Below are 16,120 nucleotides of genomic sequence, written 5' to 3'. Positions count from 1 at the left end.
CTTTTTTCTTTCTGCGGTTATCTTGTGGGCGCTATTCAGGCAAAGAAAAACAGTCATAAAATGGTGGATAGAATTGATTACCGATTTATTACCGTAAAATGACTCTGTGAATATTAATATTTTATAATCGACCTTTCAAAGAAACTATCTTCGCTATTAATGTTCTATACCGATATTTATTAATAATATGCCACGTCTCATCCTATCATGCATCTTTTGTTTAATATTCCATATATCTCTGGCGCAGCAGAAACAGATCGATGTATACAAACTGACTGTAATTCTACGGGGAGCAAAATTTAATTCGTTATCTCTACGTGATTATCGTGAATCACACAATCTTATTATTTCAGGACGAAATATTGGGAACTCAAGTTGGCAATTTACCATTCCAGATACTACCGTTGAAAGATCTGAATTTATGGAGCTAATAGTTCCTAATAAAGATACGCTACTCAACGGATACCATTCAATAAGGTTTTATAGAAAAGATAGTGACATCAAAAATCTCATCGCGAATATTGGAGTTCAAAATAAGGATAATCTTATAACTGCCGATTATTTTAAAAGTACTGTTTTTCCTAACGAGAATTTAGCACCGTTATTAGGGAAATCCGATACAAATATTCTGGGAAACCTAATCGTTGATGATTTTCAATTATCATTGAAAAACGATGATTCCGATATTGCTGTCCGCGCACAAGAACCATATTTCTGTTGGTTCGACAAAAAGGATATGTCCTATGACCAGCAATTAGAATCTTATGTTCAGCTCTCTAAAAGTTACCCAGATTCAAGATACCTAATAACATACTTATCCCTAAATCTCACAAGATTTGTTACACGGGAAGATGTAAAAAAAATTTACTCTAATTTTTCTCAACAACATCATGGATCCAAGTGGGCTAAGAGAATTGAAAGTTATTTATCAGATGAACCAAAGACTATCAAGCTGTGGAATTTGAAAACACATAAAGAAGAGGATCTGATACAAGACTCCACTAAATACGCTTTACTAATTTTCAGTGCATCCTGGTGCGGGCCATGTATCAAGGAAATGCCATTGTTAAAAACTCTTTACGATAAAGTTAATAATAAAATAAATTTCATCACGATTTCTATGGACTATAAAAATAAGGTTAACGAATTTCAAACTATTGTAAATGCTAATAAGAATAGTTGGCGTATTCTATATGCATATGATAAACTTGAAAAGTTAACTGATTTATATACAATAGTAGGGATTCCTCTAACCATTCTCGTTCATCCTAATGGCGAAATGATACGAATAGATGTTAGAGAAACTGAGGTTCAAAACAAGCTTTTTAGATTGCAGTAATGCACTCGTTCAACAAAACATTTCAACTACACGGCATAGTTTCTCATAAAGTTCCAAAATAGGTAAAGATTTGTCTCAAAAAACGAATATATATGGAAGATAACTGATATCCCAAATAAACTGATCAAACCTGCACGCCGGAACAGCCTGTTCAACCAGCGTAAATTCTGGAACAGGGTTGTAGACCATACCGGCCCGCTGGAATGTATTTACACGGATACAAAACTAACCCATGGCAGTTTCGCCGTTGAACATTTTATCCCCTACGCCTTTGTATCGCATGATCTGATCTGGAACCTGATCCCGGCTGATCCATCATTCAACAGCCGCAAGAATGACAAGCTGCCCAGGATGGAAGAATACTTTGACGGGTATTACCTGCTGCACAAAACGGCTATTGAAGTGATGACCGGAAGCTATCCCAAAGAGCCCATAATGGAAGATTACCTGAGCCTGTTCCCTAATGCCGATGCGCAGCAATTGCCTGAAACAGATTTACGGGAAAGGTTTTTAGAGATTATACAGCCGCTGCTTACCATTGCGAGTAATAATGGCTTTGAATATATTGAGGAGGTGATAATTAATTTGCAAAAAAATTACAACGATGAAACTATTCTTTTTTTCAATAATGATAAATTGCTTCACATTTTTTAAACAGGAAGAACCACTGAGTAAGGTGGCAAATATTAACCTTACCCAAAAATCTGTACGTTTATCAAAAAATGAATTGGCAGCAATTAGTAAACGAAGCGGTGCAGCTAGTAAGTATTATTTCGTTTTATCAGCGCATCTCTATAATTATGTAAAGCAGATTTTTTCTGCCACTGACAAAGTTGAGTTGAACGCTGCTGACGGAGCCCCCCAAGGAACTCTTTTTAGGGGGAAATTAAAAAATATAAAAGGTTTATACATAATGCAACCGAACTACCCTTCAAAATTCGGGGCCATGGGGCATGCAACTTTGTGGACAGGAAGCATGCTATTGGTGGTCACGATTATTTTAATGCAAACGGTGGAACGGCAAAAGTTACAGTTTGGAAGTTACCATGAAAAAAACATCTTTGATAATGCCATTTATGTGCATTTTACTTTACACGGGAGGCTGTAAGGTGAGTAAAAAACAAGCCAATGCGTCGGTCTTAAACGAAAAACGCCAATGGGCAAAGGAGTATGCATTATGCAGTTGTTTGTCTTTGATAAGCAAACAAGATACAGCGCTTCAAAACGACATTAGTAAAACGGTATATGTGGAAATAACTGATTACAATCGTTCCGGCGCCCGAAACATTTACAAGGCTATTGACAGCCTGGCATACCAAACTTTTCTTTCTATTGAACCTTCCCACATCGCAGATTATGAAGGGAGGAAGCCTTATATGAAATCTTGCATCGAATTTTCACATAGTAAGCAATTGGATTCATTAATTCGCAGTTATGATTCTCAATTACAGCCTGATCCTCATTAAGCCTATTATGTATTGCGAAGGTATATAATTTAAAATGAAAGTGAAGCCACGATTTCAGCGTAATTCGTGCTTTAAATGACCACAGGCTGTATCAAAGGTAAAATATACCAGTTAAGAGCAGCATTTTATTTCGTTTTTCCGTCATCTCATGGCTATCGGATCCCGCGCAGGCGGGGATCTTAAGCACTTTGCTAAAGCATTAAGATTCCCAATTAAATTGGGAATGACGATGTATCGAAATATCATTCGCAGGACAACTGAAACCATACGTTAACTAAAACTGACGATAAGAACCAGACCAGTTATGGAATTAGTCAATCTACCGCATCCTGTATAAAACCTAAGCCCATGAAAAACCTGCAATTGATCCTGACCAAGCCATGCTTACAGCAATGGAGCGACATTGAGCAGCCAGACGGCAAACATCACTGCGGCAAATGCGAAAAAAACATCGTAGACCTCACTACCAAATCAGATACGGAACTGTTAGACTTTTTTAAACACAAAAGCGATAACGTATGCGGACGCCTGCTGGCCAGCCAAATGAACCGCGACCTGTTGTTACTGCCACCGGCAAAGATAGGCTGGCAATGGCTCATGCCGCTTGCTCTGGCCGCACTGGCCATTAGCCCGGCAGAGGCACAAAAGACAAAACCGGCAGTGACACAAACCGAAGGACAGCACAAAGATGCCAATGAAACCAAACCATCATGGGCCAGCCTCCCCACCTTACCAATCACCATAAAAGGAACCGTAGTTGACCAGACGAATGGCAAAGCACTTGCCAGCGTTAAAGTAAGGCGGATGGGAGAAGAAGATGCATTGGCGATAACCGATTCACTTGGCAGATTTGAGCTAAACCTGGTTGATGGCGACACATTATCCAAATTCATCATCAACCTGCCAGGCTACAGCCCCATTGAAACCTATCTGAATGATAACATGGTCATTAAATTAATCGCCGAGAAAAGGATCATGCTCGGCGGTATATCAACAATCTCGCTGAACAGATCACCGCTTTATCTGATCAGGGCCGGTAATAAAAGCTGTACAATAGCAGCCTCGAAATTAGGTGAGCTATCACCAGACTGGATTGAAAGTATTGAAGTACTAAAGGATGCAAAGGATACGGCCGTGTACGGCGCAAAAGGCGCCAATGGGGTGATACTGATCGAAATTAAAAAAGCGTACAGGAAAAATATCAGGTTTTCGAAATGAACACGGCCCGATAATCGCCAAGATACCCTGCGCATAGTGACGAAGCTCAAACCCCGTTCCACTTATTGTACTGCATGCGCCATCACCTAATGATCAAAAGCTACGCATAAAATAGGAGATGGATAGGCTTAAAACCCGTCAGTTATTTTAATTTAAGAACGGTTCCATATTCCTCTTCTCTAATTTCGGTTGTTGATATAATCTCAAAAGTATAAGTTTTAGATTCTTGTTCAATCCTAACCTTTATTTTGGAACCATTAATTTTGTAAGTCCCCCGATAGCGGATGTCGCCAAATGGAAGAATTTCTGCGTAGCCATCTGGCTGTAAAGTTAAAGCGAAACCACCATCGTAAGCATTAGCCGGGCTATGGTTAACCTGGAAATACGCTTTTACTTCATTTACAACGAGTTGATCTTTTTTGCATCCCCCTGCAATGATCAGTATGGAAACAATAAATAAAACAATTAAGGTAGTGGAATTAGAATAGATGTTTTTCATGCGTAGGTTGATGGTTTTAAATGATTTATCTGGCCAGGTATTTCAGATTAAACGGGTGGATTAGCGCAAATGCTACAGTGAGCAGCAAATTGTTGTTAATAATTGATTGTTACGTGCGCTATTTTGTGGTGACGGCACATCGCGTAAGCTGGAATTTAAGGAAAATGCATAGCCACGACATTCTTAAAATTCTATTTCTTTAAAGAATAAAGCCATTAAAAGTCAAAACCATTTTTATTTCTCTGGTTAATTTCCGACCGAAGGCCCCGCACAAAACTATTCATTTTGATTCTTTATCTAATTCCTAATTGTCCGAAACATCCTCTGCAATGATAAAATTAAGCTTAATCAACTCCTTAATTACAAAGGCAATTATATCAGGTTTATTCCATAGTCCATACCTCATCACCTTCATTACAAAAATATGCTAAACCCTGGCCACATTGTTACCCCAGGGCCAAAATGACAAAACCGGCAACCTGCCGGCTTTCTTTTATCGAACACCATAAACGAAATTTATATTGGAGATTTCTTACTCTGTTAAGTTCAGGTTTATTGATCCTTATAAATGTCGAACTTTTTAAAAGGTACCTTTCCAAAGTTTTTAGCTGTTTTAACCTTAGTCTCTACGTGCTCGGGATCTGTGGCATGAAAACTTTCACCCCCATCCTTATACAGGAACCAGTTATTTTCTGCCGGCACATATTTAAAAGTGATAATACGGGTCCAGCGCCAGCCACTTCCACCGTAGTGTTCAACAGAGAAATATCCGTCCTTAATGGTAATACCGGTAAAGGGATCGCCCATCTGGCCACCGCAATCCACGCAGTAAACGGCATTGTCACTCCGTGCCACAAGCCTGTACGAGTTGTCTTTCTGACCGGCAAGAAGCAGCAAAGGGCGTTTTTCGGGATGATCGGCTACATCGGAGGTTTTCTCTTCACCAACCTTGTAGAGTACCATTACTGCATCCGGATAACTGTCCCTGTTCAGGTTGCCTTTGGTAAGGTCAAGCACCTTATAACCATGGGGAATGAACTGCTTCAGCGAAGCCGGGACTTTGATCTCTTCTTTGGGGGCCTGTGCGTTGGCCACAAATCCAGCTACTGCCAGCAAACAGGCCAGGCAAAAAGTAAAATGTTTCATTTGTTAAAAATTGAGTTTGTTATAAGCAGTGAGCAAGCCTTCTGCCCTGGTAAGTGGGTTGCTACAATACTGTTCATATCACCTGGAAATAAAAGGATATTGTAGGTAGCGGCATGTTTATGGATGCCCGGGAGATTGGATGGCATTATATCTTGGCTTTTAGTCACCTTATAACCTTTCGGGTATATCTTTTGTTTGGAATAACGCTTATATAATTTTAGTTCGGGGGTTCAAAAAAGTACATATAAAATTCAGCCGTTAACTTATCAGTTGAAACATTAATCTTTGCATGAGAAAAATTTAATTGTGTCCTCAATAAAAGCAGTGATTTTGTTATCACTCCGTTTAGAAAACCTTTCTCGAAAGTCAGAATTCGTTTAAAAATAATGAAGCAGGGCTATTTGGCAGATTACTGGAGTAAGTTTAACTTTTTGGTGGCTAACCAAAACGATAGTACAGAAACTGATAAATAAGGATAAGCAAGAAAAAAAACGCTGATTAAAACATCTTTGTGTGAATATGAGCTCCATGAAGCTACCCTGGAGTCGAAGATACTGATATTGACCAAATAAGATAGTATAAAAAAGGATATCGAACTAATGACATATCTTATTTTAATACTCAACTTAAACATGTTGAGCAACCACACTACAGGATATATATATATAATTAATAAACTGGTTATCAATATTTCCCTATAAAAAATACAATTTAGGCACATTGCAGATAGCTCTTTTGCATAGGTGTGCATACTAAGGTAACATTGCAGAAAACAGAGTACATACGCAATAACACAAAAATAAATGGTTTTTCTAAATTTCATATCTCACAGCCTTATTTCCCACAAAGCTATCATCTGCAATTTTAATATCAGCAAAATCTTTACAGCATTTTTATCTTTCTGTATAGCTTTATACTTATCCGAAAATACCAGCTTATGTTGTGGGTTCCTAATCAATATTCGTTTAAACAGTATGGTTCAAAGTTGTGAATAATTGATTACCGTTAACAAGTTAGTTATAATGGCAATCCTCATTGTAGCTTTTTTATTAAACAACTTACTGTTAACATAACAAAAAGGCGCTTGAAATATTATTACTGTTCCTAAGCCTTTCTATCTGCAAATCCTATGCAGGCTGGCATGAACGGGAATGAAACGGGGTATTCCAATCTGGTGGTTTTTGAAAAGTTTGAAATCTACAAAACCATATTCCATGGCGGGAAGAACTTTAAATAGCTTAGTTTATGCCAACGATAACAAAGTAAGGATCGTTTTCTTTTTTCACCATAAGATCGAGATGTTCTTCAAAGGTGACCAGGTTTAATATCTCGTCCTTCAAAAAAGTGGTAAAAACTTCCATATCAGTATCTGTTTTAACGTTAACTTCGAGCGTTTCAGTAGTCTTCCAAACGGTAGATACTATTTCCGGGTAAGTGCCCATGAGTAAACTGGCAAAACCTTTTCTCGAAAATGCTTCAGATAAATGCAGCGCAATTTCGGATAGGTAAGGCTCAAGTTCCTGGTCTCCGGTCTGCCATTGCTTGTCCTTCTCCTCATCCTGCCACATGGTTCCTATATACTTGCCATCGAGCTGAACGCTGTAGCAATCACCTGTCTGTTCCACTATAGTTGTAACGCTGCGTTCACCGGCAGCAATGTCAAATACATATCTTTCCATATTTAAATCTTTTATACCGGGATGCTGTGGGTTACCTGCCGGGCCTTGTGCGCCGTTGCGTTTGCGCAAAAAGTAGAAGGTGGCCAGCGCAAAGCCTGCAATTGTGCCAAGGACCAGCGCTTTGGCGCCAGTGCTGATCTGTTTTTCCATTAAATTTCGCATCAGTTTTTTCTTGATTAACATTGTTTGTGGAAATTAAGTTTTAACTGCCGGGCATGGCCTTACACAGATCAGCTAAAAAGATGTTGCGCGGTAGCGAGCACCTGTGCCATATCTATCCCCTTGCCCAGTACGCCAGAAAACAGGTCGCCGGTTTCTTTTAGCCTGTCAACTGCGTTAAAGATGGTAAAGTCCCTCATCTTAAGCCCTGGCTTCACCTCATCCCACGATAATGGCATGGATACCGTAGCACCAGGCTTTGGACGCAGGGAATACACTCCGGCTATAGTAGCGCCAGGTCTGTTCTGCAGAAAATCAAGGTACATCTTCCCTCCACGTTTGGATATAGTGCGTTCGAGTGTGGTAAATTTAGGAAGCTCGCGGTTTACCTGGCGTACAATAATGTTGGCGAAAAGCTGTGACTGCTCGTAGGTATAGTTAGCCCCAAGCGGGATATAGATGTGCATACCGGTAGAACCTGATGTTTTTGGAAAGCCGGGAACGCCAATGCTGTCTAAAATAGATTTTGTTACTTGTGCGGCTTTAATTACCTGTTCAAAAGTATTCTTATCAGGATCCAGATCGATAACACAATAATCAGGGTAGTCTGGTTCGGCCGCGCGGCTGAACCAGGGGTTCATTTCGATACAGCCAAGGCTTGCCATCCATAAAAGGGTAGCCCTATCTTTACCCAACAGATAGCTTTTTTCTTCGCCCTTTTCATTGGTATGGGGCATGGTATGTGCCCAGGAGGGTGCGGTTTCCTTCACATTTTTCTGATAAAAGCTTGCTGCGTGTATGCCTCCCAGAAAGCGGTTCAGCGACAGGGGCCTATCCAACAGGTAGGGCAGCATTAGCGGGGCAACCTGGTCATAATAGTTAAACATGTCTCGCTTGGATACCTTCTCCTCAGGCCAGTAGAGTTTGGAGAGATGGGTAAACTTTAAAATATGTCCATCCACTTTCTTCTCCTCGGTTTCTGAGCTGCCGGTAAGTAGTAGTGCCTTGTCCTTTAAGGTTTTTCTTCTTGGGGGTTGGGTAGATTTAGCAGATGGTTTACCGGGCTGTTTTGCAAGCTCGTGTTCCAGCGCTACCTCCCGGGTAATGGATCCGGTATCTTTTTCATGTTCAAATATTACTTCCTTTAGGCTTTTATCTGTGCGCAGCCCTTTAAAGGAAGCCTGGCGCAGTTTCCCATCTGAAGTGAGTTCTGCAAATTCTATTTCACCTATCAGTTCTGGCTTTAACCAGGTTGGCTTTGCGCCCATACGCCTGGGCCTGAACTGCGAGGGCTCATCCACATCGGGTTCTGTTTCGAATGGGCATATGGTGGTAGTGAGATTTTCGAATACCGACATCAGCTCCTTTTGCGATTGCTGGTTAAAGCCAGTGCCTACTTTCCCGATATAATGCAGTGTACCCTTAGGGCCGTAGACACCGAGGGTAAGTGCACTGAAATATTTCTCCGTTCCTTCGTTTTTGGTATAGCCGCCAATAACCACTTCCTGCCTGCGTTTGACCTTTATTTTCAACCATTCCATTGAACGGCTATCGGAAGAATAAAAGCTGTCGGCACGTTTGGCAATAATGCCTTCGAGTTTCATTTTTTTTGCAGCCTCAAAAAAATCCAGTCCACTGGTATGATAGGTTTGGCTGATCTTGATGTTGGGATGTTCCGTGGGCATAACTGCTTCGAGAATTTTCCTTCTTTGGTTCAAGGTTAGCGATAATAGTGAATAGCCCTCAAACCAGAGGATATCGAAAACATAGTAGATCAGTTCAGCACGTTGGGTATTCTTCCAGTTCTGCAGGGCACCAAAATCTGCGCTGCCATCATCTTTTAGCGCAACAATTTCGCCATCCAAAATGGCATTTAACTTTAACTCTCCTAGCGCAGCCGTGATGGTGGTAAACTGGGAAAATTCCAGGTTGTTACGCGAAAAAAGCCTGGTACCTGATTGCTCACCATAGGCGATGGCGCGGTAACCGTCCCATTTCACCTCATAGATCCAGCCAGGCTGGTTAAAGGGCTCGTTTACCAGTGTTGCCTTCATGGGTTTAATGCCGGTGGGCATTTGGGTTTTATCGGCCTGCTTTAATAGCTCATGGAGCCCATTGGTTAAGGCTGGCATTTTTTTAACCCCGCTCTTTTTGGTTGGGGCTGTATTTTTTCGTACCGGTTTTTCCGAAAGCTCAATCCAAACGGGGGCATGGTCGCTTGAACCTTTCCAGCCCCTTACCTCTTTGTCTACCCGGGCGCCAGAAAGTTTTTCAGCCAAATCTGCGGTTAATAAAAAATGGTCAAGGCGCAGGCCTGCATCACGTTCATAGGCTTTTCTGAGGTAATCCCAAAAAGTATAAATGCGTTTTTCAGGATACAACGTGCGGATGGCATCTGTCCAACCCTGATCTACCAGCGTAGCAAAATCTTCTCTGATTTCCCTTTGGAAAAGGGCATTGTCCCTGTATTTTTCGGGCTTATAGGTATCAAGTTCCGTTGGCATCACGTTATAGTCGCCAGCCAGGATAACCGGCAGCCCGGTAACCCGCAAAGTTTTCGAATGTTCGAGAAGCCTCGAAAACCATCGCTTTTTATATTCGAATTTTGGACCCGGATAAGGATTGCCGTTGGGAAGATAGATACACCCGATAACTATACCGAAGGTAAAAACCTCCAGGTAACGGCTATGGGTAAATTCATCATCCTTACCGGGAAGATCCCTGCGCAGTTCCCTGATTTCGTTTTTAGAGAGTATTGCTACTCCATTCCAGCTTTTTTCTCCCTGCCATACCGCATGGTAGCCGGCCTGGTTAATCTTAGACACAGGAAAACTTTTATCTTCACATTTGAGTTCCTGTAAGCATACCACATCTGGTGCCGCCTCTTTTAACCAGCGCAGCAGATTTTCCAATCGGCCGTTTACGCCATTGATGTTGTAGGATGCGATTTTCATCAGCGCTAAAAAAAGCCCCATGTGGGGCTCGCAGTTTTATTTCACCTTTTTTTCAATTGCTTTTCGCTGATTACCGGTGCTTTCCTTGGCATCTTTTATTTTGCCTGGTTTTACATCCAGTTTATTCGCTTCGTATTTGATCTCGTGCTCCTGGTTGGAAACCGAATTGCGCTCCACTTTTGTTCCTCTTGCCATAATCGTAATTTTTAAGTTTAGCTATATAACATTGTTATCCGTGGATTGGTTTTGAATTTGGGCTTGCATCTGTTTGATTAGACACCGTTAAGAGAATCGTTCGAAAGTTACGTACGTGCGCAGGCCTTGAACGGTTATGCGGTTTATATCATGATGGGTAGCTACGGCATTGTGGGCGAAACTCCGCGTATCGATCAGCGTACTTTGTAAGCGTTTACCCGGCTCAACCTACTATTGAAACTATCGTTTCCCGAGCCATATTATAGTTAGGGCTTACAAGCTGTTCTATTTTTTTATTGATAAGTTTATAGTTTATTCCACCGAAACCAGCAATTCGATGTTTCATCGTCATTCCTAAGTGCGCTTTTGTAAAATATTCGTTGCGCGAACCATTATTGTATGTTATTCATTACAAGTGTGTATATTCAACTAACCGAAAATTTTATCGTTACACCGCTAACCAAAACATCCTATCTATAAAAATCAGTTTTAACTATGAACAAGAAAATTACCATTAAGCCATGGGGGTTACCTTCCTATGGACTGAAATTATGCAACAAAAAATACTTTTAGCAACCATCTTTGCTTTAGGCTGTTTGTTTACTGCCTGTAAAAAAGACCAATCAGATATCGCACTTTTATCACCTGAAAAAAGTGCCTCGAATGCAAAATCCAATACGGTGGCAGCCCTTTCAATACCTACTAAAAGTGAGGCCTTATTGGCCATGCAGGTTTATAACAATCATTTTTATAATCAATACGGCACATATGGTCCTTCCTATAAGGCATATTACTGGAAAGATGATAACCACACCGGTAGAATGGATTTCTGGACCCAGCAGGAAGCGATTGAAATGCTGATAGATGCCTATAATATAAATCCCGGCACCGATTTAAAAAACAAGATTTCTTATTTATACAATGGGGTAAGGGATGGTTATGGTTTACTGTGGTCTAACAATAAATTTAATGATGATATTGTTTGGGGAGCACTAATGTGTGTAAGGGCTTTTAAAATAACCAATGATGGCGGCATGTTGGATATGGCAAAAAATAATTTTAACATGATGTGGAACCGCGCCTGGGATACGCAATCGTTAGGTGGTGGCTTATGGTGGACTACCGATAATCAAACTAAAAATACCTGTGTAAACGCGCCGGCAGTTATATGTGCGATGCTGTTATACCAGGCAACAGGTGATGTAAGTTATAAAAACAAGGCTAAGCTTATTATGGATTGGATGGTGAACAGACTTTACGATTCATCAAGCGGTGAAGTTAAAGGGGCAATTAACAAGGCCGGTACCATTACCGAGGGTGCACTTTCTTATACGCAGGGAACTTTTATTGGCGCATGTGATTTATTACGTGCTGATTTTCCTGCCATAAACTACCTGTTAATGGGTACCAAAGCGATGGATTATGCACGCAATAGCCTTTGTAACTCGCCAGGAGGAATTTTAAAAGATGAGAATGGCATTGCTGATACACAGGGCATGAAAAGTATTTTTGCACGCTGGGCCTGCCTTTTTGTAAAAAATACCGGTACAGCAAGTAATTACGGGCCTTGGCTTGATGCCAATGCAGCACAGGCATGGTCTATTCGCAATAGCCAGGGACTTATGTGGAATATATGGGGAACCCGCACGCCAGAAAGCATACGTAATGCTTTTGAAACTACCTGCGGCGTTGCGATGGTTAACGGTATTTACTATTATCGTTAATTATTAGAGCGTAATAAATAAAATTTAACTTTAAGTATTTTGATGTTTTGGCCATTGAGCTTCCGGATATGATATGGGCCTCCCGATAGCGGATGTAGCCAAATGAAAGAATTTCTGCATAGCCATCTGGCTGTAAGTTAAAGCGAAACCACCATCGTAAGCATTAGCTGTCGTATGGTCAACCTGAAAATACTTTTTTACTTCATTTACCAGGTTTGATCTTTTTTGCACCCCCTGCAATGATCAGTATGGAAACAATAAATAAAATAATTAAGGTAGCGGAATTAGAATAGATGTTTTTCAGGGGTAGGTTTATGGTTTTAAAATGATTTATCTGACCAGGTATTTCAGATTAAATGAGTGGATTAACGATGCTACAATCAGCTGTAAATTCCTGTTAACGAGATATGAACGAAAATGGCGCAAGCTTAAATTAAAGGAAAATCCTTCAACCACCCGACAAGGTGGTTGAAGGGCACGGACCTCTCTCTTAAATTGAAACGTTTTAAGACATCATTGCTATATTTACAGACTGGTCAGGCTTTGCCGAATGTTTTAATAAGCCGCTCCCTGATCAGCATATCTCCACCCACGTACATTTCGAAATAACCAGAAAACGAAAACGGGATTGAATTTTAAAAAGCAGCTTTTTATCCTGCTATTTGTTAACTTTATATCAAAACTAAAACAACATCATGGATCCAGAAGAAAACCAATCAGCAGCAGAGACCCGATCAGCATCCATCAATGAACAAGTTACAGACGCTGTTACGCAGTCCAATGTAAAAGTTGTAGCGGAAGCACCGCCAGTCGCATTGGGAAATGTTTATCAAACTGCAGCACATTCTACGGGTATTATGTTTCAAAATGCTGTGAACGCCCAGCAACAGCAGAATATTCTCGGGCAGGCTGTCACAAATCAAGACGTTACACAGGTTTACAATATTGATACGGAATGATGCCTTTGCTACTGCAAAAATTTTAAAACCGTAAACCCGAACTGAACTGCTATTGAGGCTTTAGCGCTAAGACCAGTTTTTAAAACTGCAGGTTTACTTTGTACAGGTCTAACCCAATGCATTGGAGCTTACCCCGTCTTTCCTAAAAATAACATAAGGTTTGTGCTGGGCTGGATGGATACGATTAGGATTTCCTGGTATTTCTTTAATTGAATGATGTGCGCTATTTGGATCTCCAGAGATTGTACCATTACCTTTCTTAGTTCACTCGGTTATCCAGCCAGGCTTTTCAATTTCATTATCGTTTTTGGGGTATTGAATTTCAGGCACATACATTTTCTCCTTTATACACCGATTTTTATACCCATCGAGATATTAAGACCAGGCAGCGGCGCAAGGTATTTCAGTAACGAGTTTTGAGGTCGCGCTTCCACATTAAGCAAATTACTGCCTTCCAGGAAATAGTTTAAACTGAATTTATGAAGCATTGATTTAAATGAGCACCTGACGCTGAGTAATGAATAGGCGGGCATTGGGGGTTCGGGGTTAATATTTTTTCCCAAAAAGCGCTGTTTAAGATACCGGTCAAAAAGAACGTTGAGTTCTATTCGTTTGCGCGAAACCGATCCTGAAAAACCAAAACGGCTGGTTGGCATATTTGGCATGTAATCTCCTTCTGCCCAATCTCTAAGGCTTTGGTGCGAAACATTCATATTTCTCACCAGATCGAAGTAACCACCCATATTAATTTTAAAACTACCGAAACTTTTTAGCATGGCCATTTCCGCCTCCCATACGGTAATTTTAGTATCTGCCTGGCGCCATTCCTTAACCAAAAAACCGCCCGACCTGGAAATGCCGGTATGCGCCAGATAAAGATAATTTTGAAAGCTGGTTTGATAATGACTGAGCGAGAAACTAATATCCTTGTATTTCAGGCCAACTCCAAACTCAGCCGTCCCCGCCCTTTCCTTATTTAACCTGTCGTCGCCATTTTCTTCAATCATAATGGCATAATGGTCGTTACCGGCATAAAGTTCATTCACATCGGGTGCTCGCTCTGCCTGATTATAAGAGGCCTTTAAAAAGGCAATATCAATCACTTTAAGCAACAGTGAAGCATTGTACTGATCGAGTCCGAAGGTACGCGCAGCTAATTTACCTCCACCCAGGCCCCTGCTTGGGGTATAACCTTTGGTAAGTTCGGCCCTCCTGCTCACCTGATCCCGGCGATAGCCTAAATTGACCTCGAGGGGTGAAAAGCTTATTTTCTGTTGGGTAAAGAACCCATATTCCCTGCTGCTGTTATCAGGCAGATAGCGTTCTTCACCCGCTCCCTTCATGCGCAGATAAGATGCATCGAAGCCACTCAGGCCAGTAAGGTGTTCAATTTCATCCTGCGCAATTTCCAGGCGAAGGTTATGCTGAAGACTTTGAAAACGATTAGCGAGATAGCTTCCGGTAAGTTCGCTATCCTGACCAAATCCCGTCGAATAGTTAAGCCTGATTTCGTGCAGGCCAACACCCTTCGGCCGAAAAGCAGACTCCATTAGTACATTATTATGTTCAGAACGGGTATTGATAGGAAGATAAACCTGGTTGTAATGCGCTGACCCATCCTCATGCGTATGTCCGGGCATTTTACGCAAAGAAAAGCCGGGAATTCCATAATAACCGTAAGACCGGCGAAAGCCTATACCTATATCTAAATCTTTTCCCAGATAAGCAGTACCAGCATTGAAAGCATAACTATTGGAGTGGCTATTTGGCATAATTCCCCTTTGTACCGGTGCATAATCAGTAATGCTTCTTACCGTAGTAGTGGAGAAAGGCGTACCGGCGGGTTGCCCAGAAATGTAAACCGGGTTTTTCGGATTGGCGACCAGCATACCTCCTATTGACGATTTTTCCTGAAAGGTATATAAATCGGCCTCACTAAGCCCCCATTGCGGATCGTTCAGGTAATCGAGAGCAAATTGGCTGATGTATGGATATAAAGTTAAGTTCCGCGTTGTCACTTTATCCACATCTACCTGCGCCATGCTTGCAGTCAGGTTATCAATAGCCGGATCATAGGCTATTGGCGCTTTGGTATTGCCGGGAATTCTCAAGTCGTAATTCCAGCGGTTCATCCCGCCCACGTGCCAGCTCCACTTACCGCCCAGCTTACCGTTAAGGTCAATTGCCTGCTTAAAACCTGAGTTACTTCCACCCATATTAATGAGGCTTCCGGTTAAACGCTGCTTACTCAGCTGCCTGGGAATGGTATTGTCACGAAGATCTATTGCCCCGCCTATCGCTTTCCCTCCATAGCGTACGCTGGCTTCGGCCTGATAAATATCGATGCCCAATAAATTATCCATATCGGAAATAACATTTAGATTAGGGCTGATTCCTGACAAATCACTTACTGCCAGACCATTTTGAAGAATTTTAACCCTGTTTCCACTCAGGCTCCTGATCATCGGGCTGCCTGAGTTTGGCCCAAAACCTGCATTCTGGATGCCAGGTATATGGCTTAAAGTTTCTCCCAACGTATTAGATTGAACAAAATCCAGTGTTTTTCGTGAAATCTTTTTGGTAGCAGGCAGTGGATCTGGAATGGCGGCACTAACCTCTACATCGGCCAATTGATGTATCGTGGCAGAATCTTTTGTTGTTTTTACCTGCGCATAACCATCAAGGCCCGGAATAAGTAAAATAAAAATGGAAACACATCTCGCAAAGTACCGCAGGTTCATCATCAAATTTGTATGGTTTATTCTTAAAAGCGGCAAATATA

General features: G+C 41.3%; 14 protein-coding genes and 1 pseudogene. 8 read left to right on the top strand and 7 right to left on the bottom strand.

Features of this window, described 5'->3' with window-relative positions; all coding sequences use genetic code 11:
* The first annotated feature begins 187 nt into the window (after positions 1–187).
* The 6 genes and pseudogenes from BLR60_RS15195 (at position 188) to BLR60_RS15175 (ending at position 4,023) form a co-directional block, all read left to right on the top strand.
* A complete protein-coding gene (locus BLR60_RS15195; RefSeq protein WP_090501285.1) occupies positions 188–1,339 on the top strand; it encodes a TlpA family protein disulfide reductase in 1,152 nt (383 codons plus the stop codon).
* 90 nt (positions 1,340–1,429) lie between these two features.
* Positions 1,430–1,675, top strand: a pseudogene (locus tag BLR60_RS25460) (HNH endonuclease domain-containing protein); the annotation flags it as partial.
* Between the two features lie 15 nt (positions 1,676–1,690).
* Positions 1,691–1,993: a hypothetical protein gene (locus BLR60_RS25215; protein ID WP_244155674.1), complete on the top strand. Its 303-nt coding sequence runs from the start codon at positions 1,691–1,693 to the stop codon at positions 1,991–1,993.
* On the top strand, positions 1,944–2,447 hold the full coding sequence (locus BLR60_RS15185; protein ID WP_167354750.1) for a hypothetical protein: 504 nt from the start codon (positions 1,944–1,946) through the stop codon (positions 2,445–2,447). The genes BLR60_RS25215 and BLR60_RS15185 overlap by 50 nt, the downstream gene beginning before the upstream one ends.
* A 1-nt stretch (position 2,448) precedes the next feature.
* Positions 2,449–2,805 carry a hypothetical protein gene (locus BLR60_RS15180; protein ID WP_090501281.1) on the top strand — a complete coding sequence of 119 codons (357 nt, stop codon included), beginning with the start codon at positions 2,449–2,451 and terminating at the stop codon, positions 2,803–2,805.
* A 348-nt stretch (positions 2,806–3,153) separates the two neighbouring features.
* Positions 3,154–4,023: a hypothetical protein gene (locus BLR60_RS15175; RefSeq protein ID WP_090501279.1), complete on the top strand. Its 870-nt coding sequence runs from the start codon at positions 3,154–3,156 to the stop codon at positions 4,021–4,023.
* Positions 4,024–4,165: 142 nt separating this feature from the next.
* On the opposite strand, the gene BLR60_RS15170 is transcribed toward BLR60_RS15175, so the two are convergent.
* The 5 genes from BLR60_RS15170 to BLR60_RS24685 all read right to left on the bottom strand — a co-directional run bounded on the left by BLR60_RS15170 (position 4,166) and on the right by BLR60_RS24685 (position 10,655).
* Complete coding sequence (locus BLR60_RS15170) at positions 4,166–4,522, bottom strand: hypothetical protein (protein WP_090501277.1); 357 nt, start codon at positions 4,520–4,522, stop codon at positions 4,166–4,168.
* A 552-nt stretch (positions 4,523–5,074) separates the two neighbouring features.
* Entirely contained in the window at positions 5,075–5,668 is a 594-nt protein-coding gene (locus BLR60_RS15165) for a hypothetical protein (RefSeq protein WP_090501275.1), read from the bottom strand.
* A 1,238-nt stretch (positions 5,669–6,906) separates the two neighbouring features.
* Positions 6,907–7,530 (bottom strand): hypothetical protein, encoded by a 624-nt coding sequence (locus BLR60_RS15160; RefSeq protein ID WP_090501274.1) that lies wholly within the window; start codon positions 7,528–7,530, stop codon positions 6,907–6,909.
* Between the two features lie 47 nt (positions 7,531–7,577).
* Positions 7,578–10,481: a DNA ligase D gene (gene ligD, locus BLR60_RS15155; RefSeq protein WP_244155673.1), complete on the bottom strand. Its 2,904-nt coding sequence runs from the start codon at positions 10,479–10,481 to the stop codon at positions 7,578–7,580.
* A gap of 15 nt (positions 10,482–10,496) precedes the next feature.
* The gene (locus BLR60_RS24685; protein WP_143009092.1) at positions 10,497–10,655 is read right to left on the bottom strand and encodes a DUF3606 domain-containing protein; all 159 of its coding nucleotides are present in this window, start codon (positions 10,653–10,655) and stop codon (positions 10,497–10,499) included.
* Between the two features lie 521 nt (positions 10,656–11,176).
* Between BLR60_RS24685 and BLR60_RS15150 the strand changes: the two genes are divergently transcribed.
* A complete protein-coding gene (locus BLR60_RS15150) occupies positions 11,177–12,379 on the top strand; it encodes a glycoside hydrolase family 76 protein (protein WP_090501272.1) in 1,203 nt (400 codons plus the stop codon).
* A 30-nt stretch (positions 12,380–12,409) separates the two neighbouring features.
* On the opposite strand, the gene BLR60_RS15145 is transcribed toward BLR60_RS15150, so the two are convergent.
* Positions 12,410–12,610 carry a hypothetical protein gene (locus BLR60_RS15145; protein WP_143009091.1) on the bottom strand — a complete coding sequence of 67 codons (201 nt, stop codon included), beginning with the start codon at positions 12,608–12,610 and terminating at the stop codon, positions 12,410–12,412.
* 464 nt (positions 12,611–13,074) lie between these two features.
* Here BLR60_RS15145 and BLR60_RS15140 point away from each other — a divergent pair, with 464 nt between their 5' ends.
* Positions 13,075–13,338 (top strand): RebB family R body protein, encoded by a 264-nt coding sequence (locus tag BLR60_RS15140; protein WP_090501270.1) that lies wholly within the window; start codon positions 13,075–13,077, stop codon positions 13,336–13,338.
* 344 nt (positions 13,339–13,682) lie between these two features.
* Here the strand turns inward: BLR60_RS15140 and BLR60_RS15135 are convergent, their stop codons facing one another.
* Positions 13,683–16,082, bottom strand: coding sequence for a TonB-dependent receptor domain-containing protein (locus BLR60_RS15135; protein WP_244155672.1), 2,400 nt, complete (start codon positions 16,080–16,082; stop codon positions 13,683–13,685).
* Positions 16,083–16,120 lie beyond the last annotated feature (38 nt).

It is taken from the genome of Pedobacter terrae, from assembly GCF_900100705.1.
In the GTDB taxonomy this organism is placed as follows: Bacteria; Bacteroidota; Bacteroidia; order Sphingobacteriales; family Sphingobacteriaceae; genus Pedobacter; species Pedobacter terrae.
Note: the sequence above shows the minus strand (reverse complement) of the source record. Positions and strands in the feature narration are given on the sequence as shown.